This is a genomic window from Rhodoferax sp. (assembly GCF_028714215.1).
Taxonomy (GTDB): Bacteria; Pseudomonadota; Gammaproteobacteria; order Burkholderiales; family Burkholderiaceae_C; genus Rhodoferax.
Genome location: NZ_JAQTMS010000018.1, coordinates 26,382 through 46,096, shown reverse-complemented (window position 1 = coordinate 46,096; position 19,715 = coordinate 26,382). Strand labels below are relative to the sequence as shown.

The window sequence follows — 19,715 nt, the reverse complement described above, 5'->3', positions numbered from 1 at the left end:
GTCGCGTGAATTCTTCCATGCCTAATTGCAAAGAATGATGCGGTTGCTGCCTGGCGCCGTGGGCGTGACCGTGGGGCTGGGTAGCGCCGGCGCCTGCGCTGTCGCTGTGTGTTTGCCCTGCTGGTGCTGGGCCAGCATCGCGACCGCCAGCGCTTTCATTTGCTGGGCAATCAGCAGCTTGCGCTGCGCCTCCGCCGCGACCATTACATCCTGGTAGTTCATGCCGGCATTCATCATCGCCATGCGCTTGACGGCCTCTGTCTCGATCTGCAAAGGCGTCAAGTTTCCCGGTGGCTCCTTGGCAATCGCTTGAAGCAGCATCTGGTAGTGCTGGTCCGGAGCAAGATGTTCCCACAGGTATTGCACCAGTTGCTGGTGCTTGAGTTGCTGGTAGATCTGTAACGCTGCCGCCGGGTCGTTCGGCGCACGCAACGCCGCCTGGGTTTTGAGGTCCGCATCCAGCTTGGTCTCGGCATCGACCACCTGCTGGTAGCTCATGCCCGACTTGAGCATATTGAGCCGCTTCTCGATTTCCATGTCAGTGTCGGCGTCGATTTGCGTCTTGCCAAGCTGCGCGTTGGGCAGCAGATCGTGCAGCAGCAGCTTGTACTGCGCGCTGGGCTCCCCGGTTGCCGCGCTACCGCTTACGCCGAACTGGTAATCCAGAATCCGGTTGCGCTTGAGTTGCAGCAGCATCTGCGCTTGCGCCGCCGCATCCCCCGGCGGTGCGCGCTTGACCGCTTCGGCCTGCAGCGCGGCGTCGGCCCGGTCCAGATCGACCAGCGTCATGCCCTGATTCAGCAACGCCGTGCGGCGCGCCTGTTCGTCCGTCTTCTGCGCCGGCGTCAGTCCGTTGGCCCAGGGGCCGGAAGCCAGAACCTTGCCAAACCCGCTGGCCCCCTGACTGCCGTCCCCGCGCGCCATCGCCTCGCGCTGATACTTGGCCTGCCGCGCCGCCGTCGTCTGGCCGGTTGGTCCCGTTGTTGCGCCGGGCGTACCTGCCGCGTTGGAAGCCACCGGGCCATTGGCTTGCGCCAGCGCCTGGTCGGGAATGACGCCCAGCGACGCGCCCAGGCAGGCCAGCAGGCCACCCACCGTCAGTGCCGCTGTGCGCTGCTTGTGAAGACGTCGCTCAGAGTTTGTCATGGTTCATTTCCTTCAACTGGTTGACGGCCCATTCCTCGGTGGCCATCACATGGCAGGCCGCCTTGTGGCGCAGGGTGGTCGGCAGCGGCATGCCGTGCCGCTGGCAATAGTCCCGAATGCTCGGATCTGGATCGAGAACGCTGTGCGCAAACAGCCCCAGGTTCAGCGCCCGGGCATCTGCCTTGCCCGCGCCGGCGGTCTGGGCCCCGGCCAAGGTCTGCCTGAAAAGCTGTTCGATGCGGTAATGCAGTCTGGCGTAGATGCCATAGCCTTCGATGGAAGGCAGCGCATCCTGCCCCTCCAGGTAGGCCGCGACAGTGCCATCGAGCCCCCACTGGGCGGCGCTCTGCGGTACCTGGGCTAGCACCGAGAACCACTCGCGTTGGTGCGTCACGTTTCGCACCAGGGGGTACATGCGGCACACCAGCGGGCGGCCGCCATGGACCGCGCAGCCTTGGTCCGTCAGGAACTCGCAGGCGCCGTCCTTGCGCCGGCGCAAGTGCTGGCTGCCGTCGAGGTGCCGCGCTATCACTTCGGTGGTGCTTATTCCAAGCTTGTCCGCCAGCCGCAGCAGGTCGAAGGGCGTCACCGCAATCCGGTAATGCCGGCAGCAGCGCGTGCAACGCTTGCAAGTGTGGGAAAAGGACGCGTCCCGCTGTAGTTGTAACGGGGCGAAATATGCGTGGCCCACGGCAGTGGGGGCAGGCACTGGGCGAGTGGATGTGAAGGCGACCGGGTTCATGTCTTCAAGGCCGGCAGATATCGACCAGTTCTTTCGGCCCCGAATCCGTTGCAGCCGGCCCGGCAGCGACGATGCCGTTCAGCGCCACCAGGGCGCCGGCGTCGGGGAGCTGCACTTCATACAGGTTGCTGATCGGGTCGCTCGCTGGCGGCGCCGGCAGCGCCGCCAAAGCCGCCAACAAGGGCCCGGTCGGTGGGCCATTGCGGGTGGCGAGGCTGGCGTTGAGCACGCCGTTGGCCAGGTTGTTGGCGCTCGGGAAGAGCGCTAGCGCGGGCTTCAGGATTTCGATCCGGTCGGGCAGATAACTCTCCTTGTAACCGGCCGGCAAGGCGCTGGTCGCGAAGCTGCCGGTCTTGCTCGCATAGGTCATCGGCGTCAGCACCTTGTCGTCGGACACAAACTGCGCGCCCGTCACGAACTTCAGCTTGCCATCCAGGCTGGCCGTGCCAGCCAGCTTGACTTTGCCGTAGTCGCTGCTGCTGCGCGCTTCGAATTCAAGCGTGGCACCGATCTCGTTGGTAAACCCTGCGTTGAAGGTGGTGCTGCCGCTGCTGGCGGCTAGCTTGCCGCGATTGACCACCGGCCGATCGATCGTCAGTGCACTGCTCGGGTTGAGCGTCAGCGTGCCGGTCGTATCGTTGATCAGCTTGCCGGTTCCCGTCAGCGTTCCGCCGCTGATGGTCGAGGCGCGGCTCAGGCTCAGGTCGCCGTTGCCCCGCACTTCGCCGCCGTACAGCACCAGCGATCCGATGCTGGCATTGGTGTTGACGTTCAGGACCGGATTGGCATTGCTACTTCCTCTGCGCAGCGTGACGCCGTCCGCGGCGTTGGAGGTGGCGGCGTTGAGGGAGACCGACGACTTATCGTCCAACTGGATGCTGCCGGCAATCCGGCCGCCCGCTGCATTCAGCGAGGCGCCGCTGGTGCCATTGAGTTCCAGCACCCCCAGCGTCGAGTTGGTCGTGCCCACCGTCAAGCCACCGTAGTTGTACAGGCTCAGCCTGCTGCCGGTCAGGGTAGAGCCGGCCTGCGCGTCGATCGACGAATCCCGGATGTAGGCGCCCCGCGAATTGACCGTCCCGCCTGCCAGGTTGTGCAGCGTCATGGAACGGATCGACTGGTTTGTGTCACTGCCGCCGCTCAATTCCACCGTGCCGGTGTTGTCGATCAAGCCGAGGAAATTGGCTATCGACATAGTGCCGGCATTGTGCACAGTGGCCGAGAAATAGAGGGGGGAGCCGAACCCTGGCAGGGTGACGGTCGCGCCGGCCGCGTTGCTCAGGCCACCGGTAAGGGTCACGCTGGCGGCCGGACTGGTGCCGCTGCTGGCCCAATCCAGAGCCCCGAGGTTCAGCACCGGCCTAGCGATCGTCAGCGCGTTGCTCGGGTTCAAGGTCATCGCCGCACCCGCCGCGTTGATCAGCCGGCCGCTACCGCTGAGCCCGATACCGATCAAGGTGTTGCCTCCGAATACCAGGTCGTCGAGCGGATCGCCGAAGTTGCTGCTTACCGAAGTCAGGGGCGAACTCAGGCTCACCGTCTGCGCCGAGGCGTCGGTCGACAGCGCTATGCGCCTGCTATCGATCGCGTTGGACTCGATCACGCTGATGTTGCCGGCTGAGCCGACCCCGTGGCTGACGAGGCGCAGCATCCCGCTGGCGTCGGTGGCGGTCCGTACCGGCGCACCGATGCCGATGCCGCCGGCCGCCTCAAGCGTCACGTTGCGTGCCGTCACGCTGCCGTCGCCCAGGATGTCACCGGCGCTGGCCACCAGCGTGGCGTTGCCGGCCGTCAGTGGCTGGGCCAGCCGCAGATCGCCGGCCGTGTTGCTGATCGAGACGTTGCCGTTGTTGCTGATCCCGGCCAGGGTCAGTGCGACGCCGTTGGCCAGAACGATATCGTCGCCGCCGCTGTTGCTGGCGCTGAAGCTGCGGATCCGGTTGCCGTCAGCGCTGAGCGTGGTGCCCATGGCCGACAGGGTGGACAATTGGTCGGTGACCAGCGGGCCGCTCTGCGTGATGACGCCGGTCGGTGCGCTCAGGCTGACGCTGCTGGCGCTCAGGCTACCGACGTTGAGCTTGCCCTGCGCTTGCGTGAGGGTGGCGGCACCGCTCAGCACGATGCTGCCGCCGGTTTGCCCGAAGCTGTCGCTGACGCTGAGACTGCCGCCCGTCAGGTTGCCGCCTTTTTGAACATAGTCGGTGCTGCTGAGTTGGCCGCTGACATCGAGACTGCCGCCGCTGAAGAAGATGTTTTGGCCGCTGCTCAGGGTTTGCAGGTGGGTCGAACCGGCGCCGGCGTTGTAGGTGACCGTGTACTGGCCGCTGGGGATGGACGCGGCCAGCACGTTGTTGCCGCTGGGCAGGGCATCCCAGTTGGCGGGGTCGCTCCACAGACCATCGCCGCGGCCGATCCAGGTGGAGAGGGGTCGCACAGTGATGTCCACGGTTCGCGTGCCGCCGCTGAGGGTGTAATTGCTGGCCAGTCCGTTGCTGCCGTTGCCCAGGGTCAGGCTGCCCAGGGCGACCGGTTTGTTGGTTCCTACGTTCGGGTCCGCGATGCTGCCGACGCCGCTGAGAGTGAGGTTTTCGCCACTCGCCAGGCCGCTGAGCTTGAAGATGCTGGCATCCACATTGACCGTGCCGTCGTAGACCCGGGTGCCGCTCAAGCTGATGGCGCTCAGACTGGCCGGAGTGATGGTCAGCGTGCCGCTGGCATAGCCGATGTCGTAGCCTTGCTGGTTGGAGTAGAGCCCGCCCGGTGTGACCGTGTAAGAACCCGCGTTGCTGCCGGCGCCGCTGTAGCTGGCGGTGCCCAGGACCTTGCTCATGTCAGGGGTCGGCGAGTAGCTCACGCTGAGGCTGGGCAGCGTGCCGTCATAGACCTTGCTGCCGCTGACCGTGCTAACGGTCAGCGGCGTCAGGAAATTGGCCAGCAACGGGGCACTGTTGCCCTCGTAGATGCGCCATGTCGTCCCGGCATTGGCGCTATTGGCAAGGCTCCAGCCGGTAAAGCTGGTGGCCTGCATCATCTGCGCGCTGCTCAGGCCGGCCGCACCGGCGTTCGTGCCGGCCAGAGTAGCAGCGTCGTAGCCAACGCCAAACGACACCGCCGCCCCGGCCGTCGAGCTATTCCAATAGCTGTTGCCGACGCTACCCAATTTGTTCCAACCCACCACGCCACCGGTCTTGCTTTGTCCGCTGACCGAGGACGTGCTGTAGCTGTTGTTGACGCTGCCCTGGTTTCTTCCGACCAGGCCGCCAATCGCCGAGCCACGGGCGCTGTCGACCGCTCCGGTGGCGTAGCTGTCGCTGACCACTCCGCTGGTTTGATTCTTCCCTATGAGTCCGCCAATTTCACTGCCGGATACAAAGCTGTTCACCCCGCTGGTCACATTGCCGCTGGCATAGCTGGTCGTGAGCGTGCCGCCGTTGGATCCCGTCAGTCCGCCAATGGCACTGCCCAGGCCTGACACCACATTGCCGCTGGCATAGCTGGTCGTGAGCGTGCCGCCGTTGGATCCCAGCAGCCCGCCGGCGTTGGCACTGCCGTAGGTGGTCGATCCGCTGGTGACGTCGCTGACGGTCACCGTGCCGGAGGCATGGCTGGCGCTGATCGTTCCGCCGTTGATGCCCGCCAGGCCTCCCGAATAATTGTTCAAGGTGCTGCTCACGCTCACCGCGGCAGAACTGTTGCTCAGCGTTCCGGAATTGCTGCCAACCAGACCGCCCACAAAACTGCTGTAAGCGAAAATTGGGCCGAAGGTATTGGGGGTAACACTCCCGAAGCTGTTCACCGTGCCGGTGGCGTAACTGGCGCTCACCGTGCCGGCATTGGCCCCCGCCAGCGCGCCTACGTACTGCAAACCATTGATGTTGGCCCCGACCAGGCCCAGGTTGCTGACCGCGCCGCCGGCCCCGACCGAACCAAACAAGCCCACGTAGCTGGCATAGGGTTGCTGGACGGTGAGGTTGTTGAGGGTGTGATTCAGGCCGTCGAGGCTGCCGGTAAATGCGCTGCTGGCATTGCCGACCGGCAGCAGGCCAGCTCCGCCATTCCAGTTCGCCGTGCTTGTGGCATCGATGTTATTGGCCAGTGTGTACGATTTGCCCAGCATGCCCGTGCTGCCCATGCCTTGCACGCCATAGCTGTCGGCCAGCCGATACGGGCTGGCAGGGCTGCCGTCGCCGCCGAGGGCGCGAACGAAGCTGCCGCCGGCAATCCTGAAGTCACCGGCGCTCAGTCCGGGTAGCGTGGCGGCGACCTGACTCCAGGTTCCGTCATTGAGCGTGAGCGTGCCGGCGTTGACGTTGCCGTCGATGTTCAAGTTGCCGCCCACGGCTGCCAGGGTGGCGGTGCCACTGCCGACGTTCAGCGTGGCGCCGCTGGCCAGTGACAGCGTCGCGGTGCCGGCGTCCCGGTAGGCCGCGTTGGCGCCCGGGTCGCCGGCGGTGGCGCTGAAATTTCCGTTGTCGGTGCTGATGCTGGCATTGAGCAGGATGCTGCGCCCCGCTTGCAGCGTCAAGGCCCCGCCGCTGCCCCCTGCGCTGCTGGTGATGGCGCTGTTGACGCTGATGTCGTTGTTGGCCTGCAGCGTCACGGCGGTGCCCGTGTTGGTGATGGCCGTCAGCGTGGCCGGGGTGAGCGTGACGTCGCCGCCGGCATTGCTGGCGAAGGTGGCGGCGGAAGCCGCTGTCGCGCTCAATGCACTCGAGCCCGAGGCCAGCATCACCCCGGGCACACCACCGACATTGCCCTTGACGATGAAATTGTTGTTGCCGAGCCGGGTGATGGCGCCGTTGGTGCCCAGCAAGCTGTTGCTGGCGCTCACCGTGCCGGCAGTCCCCGTGGTCCCGTCGCCCCAGGTGGTGTCGCCGGCATTGGCCACCACGTAGTTGCCGTTACCCAGCGCGGTGACGCCGTAATAACCGACATAGTTGTTGGTACGCACGCCCAGCAAGCTGTTGCTGGCCGACACCACGCCGCTGACGCCGGCGCTGGCGCTGCCCCAGCTGGCCGCGCCCCAGGAGCCGTTCCAGCCGGAACTCAGCACCACATAGTTGCCGTTGCTGAGCAGGGTAATCGGGTACTTGCCATCGAGGCCGTAGCCGATGCGGTCGCCGGGCGAACCGCCCACCAGGCTGTTGGCGGCGCTGACGCTGCCGCTGATGCCGGTGCTGCCGTTGGCCCAGGTCACCGCGCCGCGCGAGCCGTTCCAGCTGGGGCTGTCAACCAGGTAGTTGCCGTTGCCGAGGGCGACCACCCCTTTGTTGAGGTAGCTGACCGGGTCATAGGCGCTGCCCAGCGTATCGCCCGCGGAACTGCCGACCAGGCTGTTGGCGGCGCTGACCGCTCCGCTGATGCCGCTGCTGCCGTTGCCCCAGGTGACCGCGCCGCTGGCGCCATTCCAGAGGGTGCTCTTCACCACGTAGTTGCCGTTGGTCAGCGCGGTGACGCCGCCATTGCCGACGTGATCGTTGGCGTTGCTGCCCACCAGGCTGTTGCTGGGGGCCAGCACACCGGTCACACCCGCAGTACCGCTGCCCCAGGTCACCGCGCCGCGGTAGCCGTTCCAGCGATCGGTCTGCACCACGTAGTTGCCATTGCCGAGCTCGGTGACGTAGCCATAGCCGGGCGTTGCATAGCCGACGCTGTCGTTGGCGTTGCCACCGACCAGACTGTTGCCGGCGCTCACCACGCCGCTCACGCCGGTGCTGCCGCTGCCCCAGGTCACCGCGCCCCGGTTGCCATTCCAGTTCCAGCTGTTGACCAGGTAGTTGCCGTTGCTGAGCGCGAGGACACCCACGTTGGTGCTGGCATTGCCGGTGCTGGCGCCGCCGACATAGTCGTCGACGGTGATGCCCACCAGGCTGTTGCTGGCGCTCACCAGGCCGGTCACGCCGGTGCTGCCGCTGCCCCAGGTGACCGCGCCCATGCGGGTTCCCCAACTGGGGCTCTTCACGACGTAATTGTGGTTGGCGAGAACCGTGACGCCGCCGCTGCCGACCGAGTCCGAATTGGCGCCATTGGTGCTGCCGACCAGACTGGTCGTGGCATTGACTTGCATGGCGCGCAGACTGGCCGAACCGTCCAGCAAGGTCACGGCACCGCGGCGCGCCCAGCCATTGAAGCCCCAGCTCGGGCTGACCAGCACAAACTTGCCGTTGCCCAGATCGACCACGCCGCCGCTGCCGATCAGATCGCTGGCGCCGCCCAGCATGCTGTTGCCCAGACCGGTATCGATGATGGTTCCTGCCGGGCCTGCCACCAGGCCATCGCCGATGGTTCCGGTGATGCCCGAGTTGCCGAAGCCCAGAGTCGCGGCGCCTCTGCCGCCTCCCCAGGCGGGATTGCTCACCACGTAGTTGCCGTTGCTCAGCACGGTGACGGTCCGGTTGTAAGCGTCGCCGGCCGAACTGCCCACCAGACTGTTGCCGGCTGCCACCGCGCCGGACACGCCGCTGCTGCCGCTACCCCAGGTGACGGCACCCATGCCGGCACTCCAGTTGGGACTGTTCACCAGGTAGTTGCTGCTGCCCAGCAGCGTAATACCGCCGACATAGGGGCCGCCGCTGCCGCTGCCGATGTTGTCGTTGGCCGCGCTGCCGACCAGACTGTTGCTGGCACCGACCGCGCCCCAGACGCCGGTCGTACCGTCGCCCCAGGTGACGGCGCCGCGAACAGCGTTCCACTTGGGCGAGCTCACCAGGTAGTTGCCGTTGGCCAGCGCGGTGACGCCATTGCCGCCGACCAGGTCGCCGGCCGTGCTGCCCACCAGGCTGTTGCTGGCAGCGACCGCGCCGGTCACGCCGCTGGTTCCGCTGCCCCAGGTGACGGCACCCAGGTTGCCGTTCCAGGCGCTGCTGGCAACCACGTAATTGTTGTTGCTGAGCACGGTCACGCCGGACAAGCCGGCGCTACCGTTGTAGCCGATGGCATCGCCGACCGAACTGCCCACCAGGCTGTTGGTGGCGCTCACCACGCCGCTGCTGCCGCTGGCGCCGTTGCCCCAGGTCACCGCGCCCCGGCGGCCGTTCCAGTACGAGCTGGCCACCACATAGTTGCCGTTGCCCAGCGCAGTGACGCCCATGCCGCCGTTGATGGCGCCCAGGTTGTCGTTCGCCAGACTGCCCACCAGGCTGTTGCTGGCGCTGACCAGGCCGCTGACGCCGCTGCTGGCGCTGCCCCAGGTGACCGCGCCGACCGAGGCACCAGCGGCGTTATGCCAAGTGTTGGTGGTGATGACAAAGTTGCCGTTGCTGAGTTTGGTGATGCCGTTCAAACCCAGCCAGTCGTTGTTGCTGCCGCCGTACAAGGCGGAAATCAGCGCGCCGCTGGTCCCGTTGTAGAGATAGACAGCGCCGCCGTTGTAGGCGCCAAACTGGTCCCAGTTGCTGGAGACCACGATATTGCCGTTGGCCAGTTCGACGATGCTGTTGGAGCCGTGCTGGTTGCCGGCGCTGGGGTGGGGATTGGCGAGGTCGATGTAGCTGATGCCGGCGTTGGCGGCGGCGACCGTGATGTTCTTCGGGTCCAGCAGCAACTTGCCGCCTTGTCCCTGCGGTGCGCTGGCATCGCCCTGACCGGAAAAAGTCAGCGCCTCCTTGCTCGATACCTCGATCCGTCCGCCAGCGCCGCCGCTGGCGCCGCCTTTGGCAGTGGCCCGGCCATCGAAGCGGGTGTTGCCATCCGACCAGACCACCACCTCGCCGCCGTTGCCCTGGCCGCTGGCGTCGGCATGCAGTTCGGTCGCGGCGTTCACCTGCACCGTCGAGGCGTGGGCCAGCGGGCCGCTGCCCTGCCAGCCGCCACCGACGTGGATGCTGCCGCCAGCGTTGGTGCCGGAGGCATCCAGCCTGGCCGCGAACAGCTTGACATCGCCGGCGCTGACGTCGATCTGGCCGCCGCTCTGGCCGGTGGCGGACAGGGTCGCCGAGGAGAAGACGTTGCCGTCGGCCGTACTCAAGACCTTGACGGCGCCGCCGGCGCCGCTGCTGGCGTCGGCACGCAGCTCGGCGGACGCGGTCTGGACGATGCTGCCGCTGGCTTCGATGGCTACGCTACCGCCGGCCGTGCCGTTGGCGCTGAGGCGGCCGGTGTTGAGCACGTTGCTGGCGCGCAGCAGCACGCGGCCGCCTTCGCTGACCACACTGTCGGCGCTGGCCTGGCCCTGGTTGATGACCAGCGCACCTTGCAAGCCGATGCGACCGGAGTCGGCCAGTATCTTGCCCAGGTTGGTGACGTTGCCCGGTTGGCCGGTGATTTCGATAGCAACACCGGGATTGCCGGAGTCAAGCAGTTGGACCGTCTGCCCGGCGGCCAGCATCACTTCGCCGTTGGGAGCCTGGATGATGCCGCTGTTCTCGACCTTGGGGGCCACCAGGTAGACGCTGCCGCCGGTTGGGGTGGTGATCCGGCCTTGATTGACGACGCTGCCGGCACCCGGCGTGGCCTGGAAATTGAGCTTGCCCGTCAGGAACTCCTGGTTGCCGAGGTTCAGGGTCGAGGCCACCAGGCCGGCAACGTCGATGCGTGCGCCTTGCCCGACCAGGATGCCGGCCGGGTTGACCAGGAAGACCCGGCCGTTCGATTGCAGCGTTCCCAGCAACTGCGAAGGATCGGCGCCGACAACGCGGTTGAGAACCGCGCTGCTGCTGGACTGCTGGAGGAAACGGGTGGTTTCGCCGGCCTGGATGCCGAAGCTCTGCCAGTTGATGATGCTGTTGGGGCTGTTGCTGACAGTGAGGACGTTGCCGCTTTGGCTGATACTGGCGCTGCCGCTGACGACCGCGGCGCCGCTCGGGTTGGCCTGCGCGCCAACCGAGAAGATCGCAGCCAGTGCCAGCGCCAGTGGCTTGCGCGCCAGTCGAAGCGTTTGCCGACGAGATTTCATGTCTATCCCTTTTAGAAATTGAGTGCGACGCTCAGGTGTGCGCGGTGGTCCCCGGTCTTGCTGTTGGCGGCGCCGAGGGTGATGCGCCCCCAGTCGAGTCGCGCCGTCAGCTTGCGTCCGATGTCGTAGCGCACGCCCAGGCCGCTGCTGGCCAGGCTCAGCGCGGCGTCGGCCTCGCCGGCAAGATATTCGTTCCAGCCGCGCGCGTAGTCGGCGAAGACCAGCAGTCGCAGCGAGCTGTCGGTGGCGCCCAGTGGCGGCGCCAGATCAGGCGTATAGGCCTCGATGTTGACGGCATAGCCTTTATCCCGCGCCGCTTCGCGCTCCATGAAGCCGCGCACTGTATTGGCGCCCGACAAACCGAACTGTTCACCGGCAATCAGTGCGTCATGGGTGTATTGGGATCGGGCGGCGATGCGCAGCCGCCAGTCCTGCGGTGTGAGATACAGCAAACTGCCGTTCAACTGGTAAACCGAATAGCCGGCGCTGGCCCCACCGTCGCCCAGCGGACTGGGACGCGAAGCGCTGAAATCGGCATCGCTGCCATGGCTGCCGCCCGGCAGGTTGCGGCTGGCGCTGGCGCTGAAGTCGGCCACCAGGGCGGACTGGCTCCATGCCCCGCTGTACGTCAGGGCAATGGGGTGCACCGTGGTATCTGCCGCGGCGGAGCCGCATCCGGCCGCGCCAAACTCGCCCACCGAGCAGCTGTTGGCATAGGCGCGGTAGTCGAGGCTGGCGGTGAGGCGCGCGCTGTAGTCGCCCGAGCGCGTGAAATAGTGGTTGTAGCGGGCGCCGTAGGTATGGCCTTTGCCGCTGAACGTCATCGGTCCGGCCACCGTGGTGGTGCTGCCGGCATTGACATCGGAGTAGGAGGCGATGAAGTCCAGGCTGTCGCCCCATCGGTACAAGGGCAGGCGGTAGCTGGCGGAGAGCTGCGTCACGTCCCGGATGTGACCGGGCGAAGTGCTGTAACTGAGTGTGGCGGCGTGGTCGCGGTTGAACAGGTTGTTGTGCTGAAACACCAGGCCGCTGCGGTAACTGCCGGTGCTGTCGTTACCGGTGTTGTCCAGCGTCAGGGAGATTTTCAGGGGCGACTCATCCTGCACCTCGACCCTGGCATCCATGCTGCCGATCTCGGCGCCCAGCGCCAGTGCCACATCCAGACGGCGCGACGGATTTTCGTTGGCCAGGCGGAGGTTTTCCGCCAGCGCCGCGCTGCTGGGCACCGCGCCCGGGGTCAGGGCCGGCAGCGCGGCCAGGATGTTGGCCTGATCGTGGTGTTGGTTGCCGCTGACACTGATGCTGCCGAGCTTGAACTCGATGGCCACCAGCGTGACCGTGCCGTCGGTGATGTCCTGCGGCGGCGTGACGACGCGCACCATGTTGTAACCGGCGTCGCGATAGAGTAGCTCCAGCGCCTGACCTGCGTGCTGGATGTCGAGCCGGCTGCGGGACGTGCCGGCGTAAGGCGCCAGCACACTTTCGATCAGATCGGCCGCCAGCAAAGTGTTGCCCTGCACCTGGTAGCGGGTGACCTGGAACCTGATCTGCTGGTCGGCGGCGTCACTGCTGGCGGCGGGCTGCGGCGGCGCGGCGGTCTGCGCGTTGGCGCCAGCCGGGATGGCTGTCAGTGCCAGGCCCACCAGCGTCAAATAAAGCAAGCCTGTTGTTTTGATCATAGGAATGAGGTAGAGAGGAAATACCGCGTTCGACGGGCTTTTGCGGCTCGCGAATGCGCAACTGCAAGTATTCGGTCCCAGGCCTGTTCCTGTCCTTAAAATTTGCTAAATTTTCTAAAATGACCGCAAACTAAAATGCCTTTCAGCGCGGCTGCTGTCTGTGCTGTCGCCGTGGCCGCAAGGCGCGGCAAATACCATACCCGGGAGATGTTTTTGCCGCACCGTTACCGCTTCGAGAGCTTTGAAGTCTGCGCATCCGGGCGGCAGTTGTGGATACAAGGTCAGCCCGTGGCGCTGGGTTCGCGCGCGCTGGACGTGCTGCTGGCCCTGGCCCGGCATCCGCAACAGACCGTGACCAAGGCCCAGTTGCTCAACCTGGTCTGGCCGGATTCGATGGTGGAGGAAAACAACCTGACGGTGCAGATTTCCAACCTGCGTAAATTGCTGGGTCCCAAGGCCATTGCCACCATCGCCGGGCGCGGCTATCGGCTCACTGCCGGCTTGCTTCGACCGACCGTGACAACGCCCGACAGCAGCCGGCCCCGCGTTGGCCCGGCGGTTGCGGGGCCACCCGTGCTGGCTCAGCCATCCAGCCAGCTGTTTGGTCGTGATGAGGACATCGCAGCACTTCACGACTTGTTGGACCGGCACCCCCTGGTGACGGTGATGGGAGCTGGCGGTATTGGCAAGACATCGCTGGCACAGGCCGTCGCCAGACGGCGCCTACAGCCCCAGGCGCCAGCCGTGGCGTGGGTCGATTTGTCACAGCTGTCGAATCCGGCGCAGCTGGCCGAGGCGATCGCCAACGCCTTGAATATTCATCTGGGAGCGGCGCAGGACGCGATGACCTCGCTGCTGATGGCGCTGGCGCCGCTGCGTTTGCTGATGGTTCTGGACAACGCGGAACATCTGGTCCAAGACGTGGCAAAAGCCGTCAGCGCGATTCTCGGCGGCGCCAGGAATGTGCGAATTCTGGTCACCAGCCAGCTGGCGCTGCGTCTGCCGGGGGAACAGCTGTACCGGGTCGGCTCCTTGGCGCTGCCCCGGGAGCAGGTGTCGCCGGTGGAGGCCGGCCGCTATGGCGCCGTGGCCTTGCTGGTGAATCGGGCTCAGACTGCGCACCCGCAGTTTGTGCTGACGGATGCCAATGTGGGCAGCGTGATCGAAATTTGCCGGCAGCTCGATGGCCTGCCGCTGGCCCTTGAACTGGCCGCGGTACGCCTGCCCTTGCTGGGCGTGGAAGGCGTGCTGGAGCGTCTGCATGATCGCTTCAAACTGCTGGTCCGCAGTCAGCGCTTTGCGCCGGACCGCCAGCAAACCCTGCGCGCGGCACTGGACTGGAGCCATGAACTGCTGCCGCCCGAACAGCAAGTCGTCTTTCGACGCCTGGGCGTGTTCAGCGGCGGATTCACGATGGGCCTGGCCGGCGCGGTGGCAGCGCAGGACGGCGACGATGAATGGGCGGTGATCGAACATCTGGACGCTTTGGTGGACCGGGCCCTGGTGGTGGTGGAGGGCGGCGACTTGCCACGCTATCACTTGCTGGAGACGCCCCGCGCCTATGCGCTGGAGCAACTCGAACGCGCGGGCGAAGCCGACACCATCCGGCGCCGACAAGCGCAAGCGCTGTGCGGTCTGTGCGAGGCCATCGCGCAGGACTTTATCGTCGAGTCCGACATTGTTTTTCTACAGCGCTATCAGCCGGAATTGGACAATTTCCGCTCCGCCCTCAACTGGTCGTTGGCGCATGATCCGGACGGCGCCGTCGCTTTGACCGGCGCCGTGGCCCGTATTCACAATTTTTTGTCCTCGGACTTGGAGGCATTGGAGTACATGGAGGCCGCAGACCGCTTGGTGTCGGCCCAAACGCCGCCTTTGTTGGTGGCGCGACTGCGCGTCGGCCGCGCCTTCTTCTCGCGCTCTCAGCACCTGGCGACCGCGCTTGGCGGATTGCGTGAGGCGATCGCGCTATTTCGCGAACTGGACCAGTCGGTGGAGTTCGCGCACGCCGTGGCAAATTTTTGCTATCGCTGTCATGCCCAGGATTTGGCCGATGTGGAACTGCTGTGTGTCGAGGCGAGACAGGTCTGCGCCGGCGATTTGCGTCCCAACGTACGCTTCACGCTGGTGTTTGCCGACTTCGCGCAGGCCATGCACCGTGGCCGCTTTGATGAAATGCACTGCCTGCTGGACGAATGCATGGCGCTGGCGGTCGCCGGTGGCTACGACGACTACGTCCAGTTGGTAACGTGGAATCAGGCCATGCTGGCCATTCGGTCGGGGGATTACGCCGAAGCGAAAGCCATGGGGCGCGACATTGTCGAGCTTGCCAAACAGCGTCACGGCAATACGTCTTGGATTCTGAACGGATGCGCCGTCATCATGCTGTCTTGCGCCGGACTGGGCCGCTGGGGTGAGGCCCAACTTGCGGCGCGGCAGTTTGCCGCCATCGCGGTGCCCATGAACCGTTTTCACGAGTTCTCGGATGTCGTGGCCATGCTGTTGGCTGAACATGGCGACGCCATGGGTGCTGCCCGCATGCTCGGTTACGCGGATGCGATGTGCGAACGCCTGCAGGCCAAGCGTGTTGAGAATTTCAGGGTTCAAACCCTTGATCTGATTTCGCCTCAATTGGGGGCTAGCCGGCTGCAAATCCTGTTGACCCTTGGCCGCCGTTTGGGACCCGAGGAAATCAACCTGCTGGTGGACTCGGTTTCCCTTGGCACCGGGGCGACTGAATGAGTCTGAACCGGCCCTGACCGGCAGACCCTTTGGCGCAAGCTCAGCGATTGAGGTCCGGCGCCGCGTGGATTTTTTCCTGCCGGTAGTCCCACCACGGCAACACCCGGCGCATCGCCAGCACTTCGCCACTTTGCATGGCGGCGTAGCCGGGAATTTTCTCCATGGCGCGCTGCCAGGCCGGCATTTTCAGGAGCTGCAACAGGGCCAGGATGCCCGGCTGTGCCAGCGCCGATTTGAGGCACACCAGGTGGTAGCGCTCGTCGGCCAGCGGCACAAAGTCGAGCCCGGCGCGCCGCGCCGCCGCCTCTATCCCCAGGCCGGCATCGAACTGACCGGCGGCCACGGCGTTGGCTACCGCGGCGTGCGATGGTTCGGTATGTTCATAGCCGGTCATCGCCGTTGTCGCCAGCCCGGCCTGGCTGAGCAGTTCATCCAGCACCACCCGGGTGCCGGTGCCCAGCGCCCGATTGGCAAAGCGCGCGTGTTGGCGGGCCAGGTCCAGCAGCGAATGCAGGCCCAAGGGGTTGCCCCTGGCCACCATCAGGCCCTGGGTACGCCGGGCAAAGCCGATGATCTTGTGCAGACCGGGTTGCAGCAGCGGTTTGTAGCTGCGTTCGGTCAAGCTGTGGCGCGCGCTGCCTTGCAGCGTATGAAAGCCGGCCATCACGCAGCGGCCTTCGTTCAGGGCGCGAATCGCGTCGACGCTGCCGGTGAAGCGAATATCGATATGCAGCTGGCTCTGGCCCGCTTCGTGCGCCAGCTGCAGCGCATGCTCGCGCAGGGCGCTCAGGGCGTCGTCGTGGCTGGCGTACAGCGTGACCACGTGGACCGAGTCGTCGAACGCCTGGGCGTAGCTGCGTTCCAGTTCCGCGCGCAAGGCTTCAATCTGCGGCGCCAGCCGCGCTTGCGCCTGTCGTTCGGCCCACATCAGCTTGGCGCCGAATTCGGTCAAACGCGCCGACTGGCCTTTCTCCCACACCACCAGTTCGTTGCCCAGCTCGTTTTCCCAGCGTTTGAGTTCGCCCCAGACATGGCGGTAAGACAGGCCCAGCGCGCGGGCGCCGGCCGAGATCGAGCCTTCGGTGCTGACCGCCTGCAGCAAGTCGATCAAGGGGTTGCGCACCAGCGCCGGGCTGCTGTCGCGCGAGAGGGTGTAGTGGAACTGGAGCCTATGCACGGCGTTTCATATCGCTGGTAATTGGATTGGTGGCTACGATACCCCAAGTTGAGGACAGAGCTGCGCTGCGGTCTGTCCCGCATATAAACGGTTGAGGACAGAGCTTGTCGCTTCGCGACGGCGGTCTGTCCCGCAAGTACAAATAATGGTTGGGGACAGAGCTACGCTACGCTGCGGTCTGTCCCGCAAATTTTGAGGATATGACTTCATTCACCGAAAGCGCGTCCACAGCGCTACAACTCATCGTCTCGTTTGATGCTGGCCTGCTGACCATTGTGGGCCGCTCCTTGTCGGTCAGCGCCACCGCCTGTGCCATTGCCTGCGTGCTGGGCCTCGTGTCTGGCGCCTGGTTGGGTGTGGCACGCTTTGCCGGGCGCGGCGTGCTGCTCACTTTGCTGAATACTTTTCTGGCGGTGCCTTCGGTGGTGGTGGGCCTGGTGGTGTACCTGCTTTTGTCACGCTCCGGCCCGCTGGGCTACCTGGGCTGGCTGTTCAGCTTCAAGGCGATGGTGCTGGCGCAGGCGCTGCTGGTGTTGCCGGTGGTCACGGCCTTGACGCGCCAGGCGGTGGAAGACGTTGAAAGCACGCATGGCGAGCAATTGCGCTCGCTCGGCGCCGGGCCCTTGATGCGCAGCCTGTTGCTGGCCTGGGACGAGCGTTATGCGCTGTTGACGGTGCTGATCGCCTCCTTCGGCCGCGCCATCTCGGAGGTCGGCGCGGTCATGATAGTGGGCGGCAACATTGACGGCTTTACCCGCGTCATGACCACGGCCATAGCGCTGGAAACCAGCAAAGGCGACTTGCCGCTGGCACTGGGCCTGGGACTGATATTGCTCAGCGTGGTGTTGTTGCTCAACGTGTTGATTGCGCTGCTGCGGCGCTGGCGCGAGCGCACCGAGGGCGGCGACAAGAGCCGTCAATTGGCGCTGCCGGTGCTGGAGGTTTCCGCGTGACAGCGGTTTTTCGGCTGGCGGCGGCGAGCGTGCATTTTGGCCGTTCGGCCAGCCCGGTGCGCGCGCTTTCGGACGTTACGCTGGCCATCCATCCCGGTGAGCGGGTGGCGCTGGTGGGGGCCAATGGCTGTGGCAAGAGCACGCTGCTGCGCCTGCTGCACGGCCTGGCGGCGCCAACCGCGGGGCAGGTGACGCGCGACCCGGCGGTACGCCAGGCCATGCTGTTTCAAAGACCGCATCTGATGCGCCTGACGGTGCATGCGAATATCGCGCTGGGCCTGTGGCTGCGCGGCCGCTCCTGGGCCGAGGCCAAAGCCCTGGCCTTGCGCGCGCTGGCCAGGGTTGGCTTGACGGAATTGGCCTTGCGCAATGCCCGCCAGCTCTCCGGTGGGCAACAGCAGCGCGTGGCGATGGCACGCGCCTGGGCACTCGATCCCCAGGTGCTGCTGCTCGATGAACCGACCGCCAGCCTGGACCCCCATGCCAAGCGCGAAGTGGAAGCGCTGATGGAAGAGTTTGCCGATGCCGCTGCGGCCATGACGCTGGTGTTCGCCAGCCACAACCTGGGTCAGGTCAAGCGGCTGGCGAGCCGGGTGATTTACCTGGAGCACGGCCGCGTGCTGGCCGACTTGCCGGTGGCCGATTTTTTCAGCGGACCGTTATTGCAGCAGCAGTTTCCGGCCGCCCATTTGTTTGTCAAAGGAGAACTGGTATGAATTTTTTAAAGTCCATGAAACCGCGGTCCCTGCTGCGGTCAACGTTGGCGGCAGCCATTTTTGTCGCCGCTGTGAGTGCGCAAGGGCAAGCTATCGTGGTCGCATCGACCACTTCCACCGAACAGTCGGGCCTGTTTGCCTATCTGTTGCCGGAGTTCAAAAAAGCCAGCGGCATCGAGGTCAAAGTGGTGGCGCTGGGCACCGGGCAGGCCATCGACATGGGGCGCCGGGGTGATGCCGACGTGCTGTTTGTGCACGACCAGGCCGCCGAAGAGAAGGTGGTGGCGGAAGGTTTTGCCGTCAAGCGCTTTCCCGTCATGTACAACGACTTTGTGCTGATTGGTCCGGTCGCCGACCCGGCCAAAACCAAAGGCAATGACATCGTCGAAGCGCTCCGGAAGTTGGCCACCGGCAACGTCTCTTTTATTTCGCGCGGCGACAAGAGTGGCACCCACGCGGCCGAACTGCGCTTCTGGAAGCTGGCCGAATTGACGGACAAGAAGGGCGCCGGCTACAAGGAGTGCGGTTGCGGCATGGGCCCGGCGCTCAACATCGCATCCAGCAGCGGTGCCTACGTGCTGGCGGATCGCGGCACCTGGCTCAACTTCAAGAACCGCGGCGATCTGACGGTGTTGGTGGAGGGCGACAAGCGGCTCTTCAACCAGTACGGCGTGATGCTGGTGAATCCCATCAAACACCCGCATGTGAAGGCGGCGGAAGGGCAGAAGTTTGTCGATTGGCTGGTCTCGCCAGCCGGCCAGGGCGTGATCGCCAGTTACAAGATTGGCGGCGAGCAATTGTTTTTTCCTAACGCGGCCAAGTGAGGCACTGGCATGACAAAAATTTCAAGCAGCGCAGCCCTGCTGGCGATCGGTCTGGCGCTGGCGGGTTGCGCCAGCCCTGGCAGGACGCCGGTGCTGGCTGACGAGCCGGCGCCAGCGCTTCAGGTCTACGCTGCCGGCAGCCTGCGCGGCGCCCTCACGGCCATAGCCGGTGAGTACCAGGCGCGGACCGGGCAAAAGATCGCCTTCACTTTCGGTCCTTCCGGACTGTTGCGGGAACGCATTGAAAAAGGCGAGCCGGCGCAACTGTTCGCCTCTGCCGATACGGAGCACCCGCAGCGCCTGGCGGCGCGCGGCGGCTGGCAGACGCCAAGCGTTTTTGTGCGCAACGGCTTGTGTGCCCTGACCAGCGAAAAGATCGACGCCACAGCTGCCACCTTGCTGGACACCTTGTTGCGGCCCGAGGTGCGTGTCGGTGCTTCCACGCCCAAGTCCGACCCGTCGGGCGATTACACCTGGGCCTTGTTTCGAAAGGCCGATGGCTTGCAAGCCGGCGCTTACGCCAGGCTCGATGCCAAGACCCTGAAACTGGCCGGCGGCGCCGATTCACCCAAGCCACCGGACGGCATCAGCGCCTACGGCTGGCTCATGGATCAGGGTCGGGCCGATGTGTTTCTGACCTATTGCACCAACGCCGTGGCAGCGCAAAAGGAGGTGCCGCGCCTGAAAGTGGTGCCAGTGCCGCCCGAGTTGCAGGTGGCCGCGGCCTACGGTCTGACGCTGCGCTCCGGAGCCTCGCCGGCGGCGTCTGCTTTTGCGCAGGCCCTGCTGGCGGCACCGGCGCAGGCGGTGTTTCAGCGCTTTGGTTTTGCGCCGCCTTGAGCC

Annotated in this window: 10 protein-coding genes; 5 read left to right on the top strand and 5 right to left on the bottom strand. The window is 65.4% G+C overall.

The features are described from left to right. Positions 1 to 21 precede the first annotated feature (21 nt). The 4 genes from PHS32_RS10275 to PHS32_RS10260 are packed head-to-tail and all read right to left on the bottom strand — an operon-like array spanning position 22 to position 12,460. On the bottom strand, positions 22 to 1,146 hold the full coding sequence (locus PHS32_RS10275; protein ID WP_301078859.1) for a hypothetical protein: 1,125 nt from the start codon (positions 1,144 to 1,146) through the stop codon (positions 22 to 24). Then, entirely contained in the window at positions 1,133 to 1,888 is a 756-nt protein-coding gene (locus PHS32_RS10270) for a YkgJ family cysteine cluster protein (RefSeq protein WP_301078858.1), read from the bottom strand. The genes PHS32_RS10275 and PHS32_RS10270 overlap by 14 nt, the downstream gene beginning before the upstream one ends. Positions 1,889 to 1,892: 4 nt before the next feature. Continuing rightward, on the bottom strand, positions 1,893 to 10,781 hold the full coding sequence (locus PHS32_RS10265) for a filamentous hemagglutinin N-terminal domain-containing protein (RefSeq protein WP_301078857.1): 8,889 nt from the start codon (positions 10,779 to 10,781) through the stop codon (positions 1,893 to 1,895). Positions 10,782 to 10,792: 11 nt separating this feature from the next. Beyond that, positions 10,793 to 12,460 carry a ShlB/FhaC/HecB family hemolysin secretion/activation protein gene (locus PHS32_RS10260; protein WP_301078856.1) on the bottom strand — a complete coding sequence of 556 codons (1,668 nt, stop codon included), beginning with the start codon at positions 12,458 to 12,460 and terminating at the stop codon, positions 10,793 to 10,795. 135 nt (positions 12,461 to 12,595) lie between these two features. Here PHS32_RS10260 and PHS32_RS10255 point away from each other — a divergent pair, with 135 nt between their 5' ends. Next, positions 12,596 to 15,202: a winged helix-turn-helix domain-containing protein gene (locus PHS32_RS10255; protein ID WP_301078855.1), complete on the top strand. Its 2,607-nt coding sequence runs from the start codon at positions 12,596 to 12,598 to the stop codon at positions 15,200 to 15,202. A gap of 40 nt (positions 15,203 to 15,242) precedes the next feature. On the opposite strand, the gene PHS32_RS10250 is transcribed toward PHS32_RS10255, so the two are convergent. Next, positions 15,243 to 16,379 (bottom strand): substrate-binding domain-containing protein, encoded by a 1,137-nt coding sequence (locus PHS32_RS10250; protein ID WP_301078854.1) that lies wholly within the window; start codon positions 16,377 to 16,379, stop codon positions 15,243 to 15,245. A gap of 200 nt (positions 16,380 to 16,579) precedes the next feature. Here PHS32_RS10250 and PHS32_RS10245 point away from each other — a divergent pair, with 200 nt between their 5' ends. Genes PHS32_RS10245 through PHS32_RS10230 form a run of 4 tightly spaced genes read left to right on the top strand, consistent with a single transcriptional unit; the run spans position 16,580 to position 19,712 of the window. After that, positions 16,580 to 17,332 carry an ABC transporter permease gene (locus tag PHS32_RS10245; RefSeq protein WP_301078853.1) on the top strand — a complete coding sequence of 251 codons (753 nt, stop codon included), beginning with the start codon at positions 16,580 to 16,582 and terminating at the stop codon, positions 17,330 to 17,332. After that, positions 17,329 to 18,048 (top strand): ATP-binding cassette domain-containing protein, encoded by a 720-nt coding sequence (locus PHS32_RS10240; RefSeq protein WP_301078851.1) that lies wholly within the window; start codon positions 17,329 to 17,331, stop codon positions 18,046 to 18,048. Before PHS32_RS10245 ends, PHS32_RS10240 begins: the two co-directional genes overlap by 4 nt. After that, positions 18,045 to 18,872, top strand: coding sequence for a substrate-binding domain-containing protein (locus PHS32_RS10235; RefSeq protein ID WP_301078850.1), 828 nt, complete (start codon positions 18,045 to 18,047; stop codon positions 18,870 to 18,872). Before PHS32_RS10240 ends, PHS32_RS10235 begins: the two co-directional genes overlap by 4 nt. 9 nt (positions 18,873 to 18,881) lie before the next feature. Next, on the top strand, positions 18,882 to 19,712 hold the full coding sequence (locus tag PHS32_RS10230) for a molybdate ABC transporter substrate-binding protein (protein WP_301078849.1): 831 nt from the start codon (positions 18,882 to 18,884) through the stop codon (positions 19,710 to 19,712). The last annotated feature ends 3 nt before the right edge of the window (positions 19,713 to 19,715 follow it).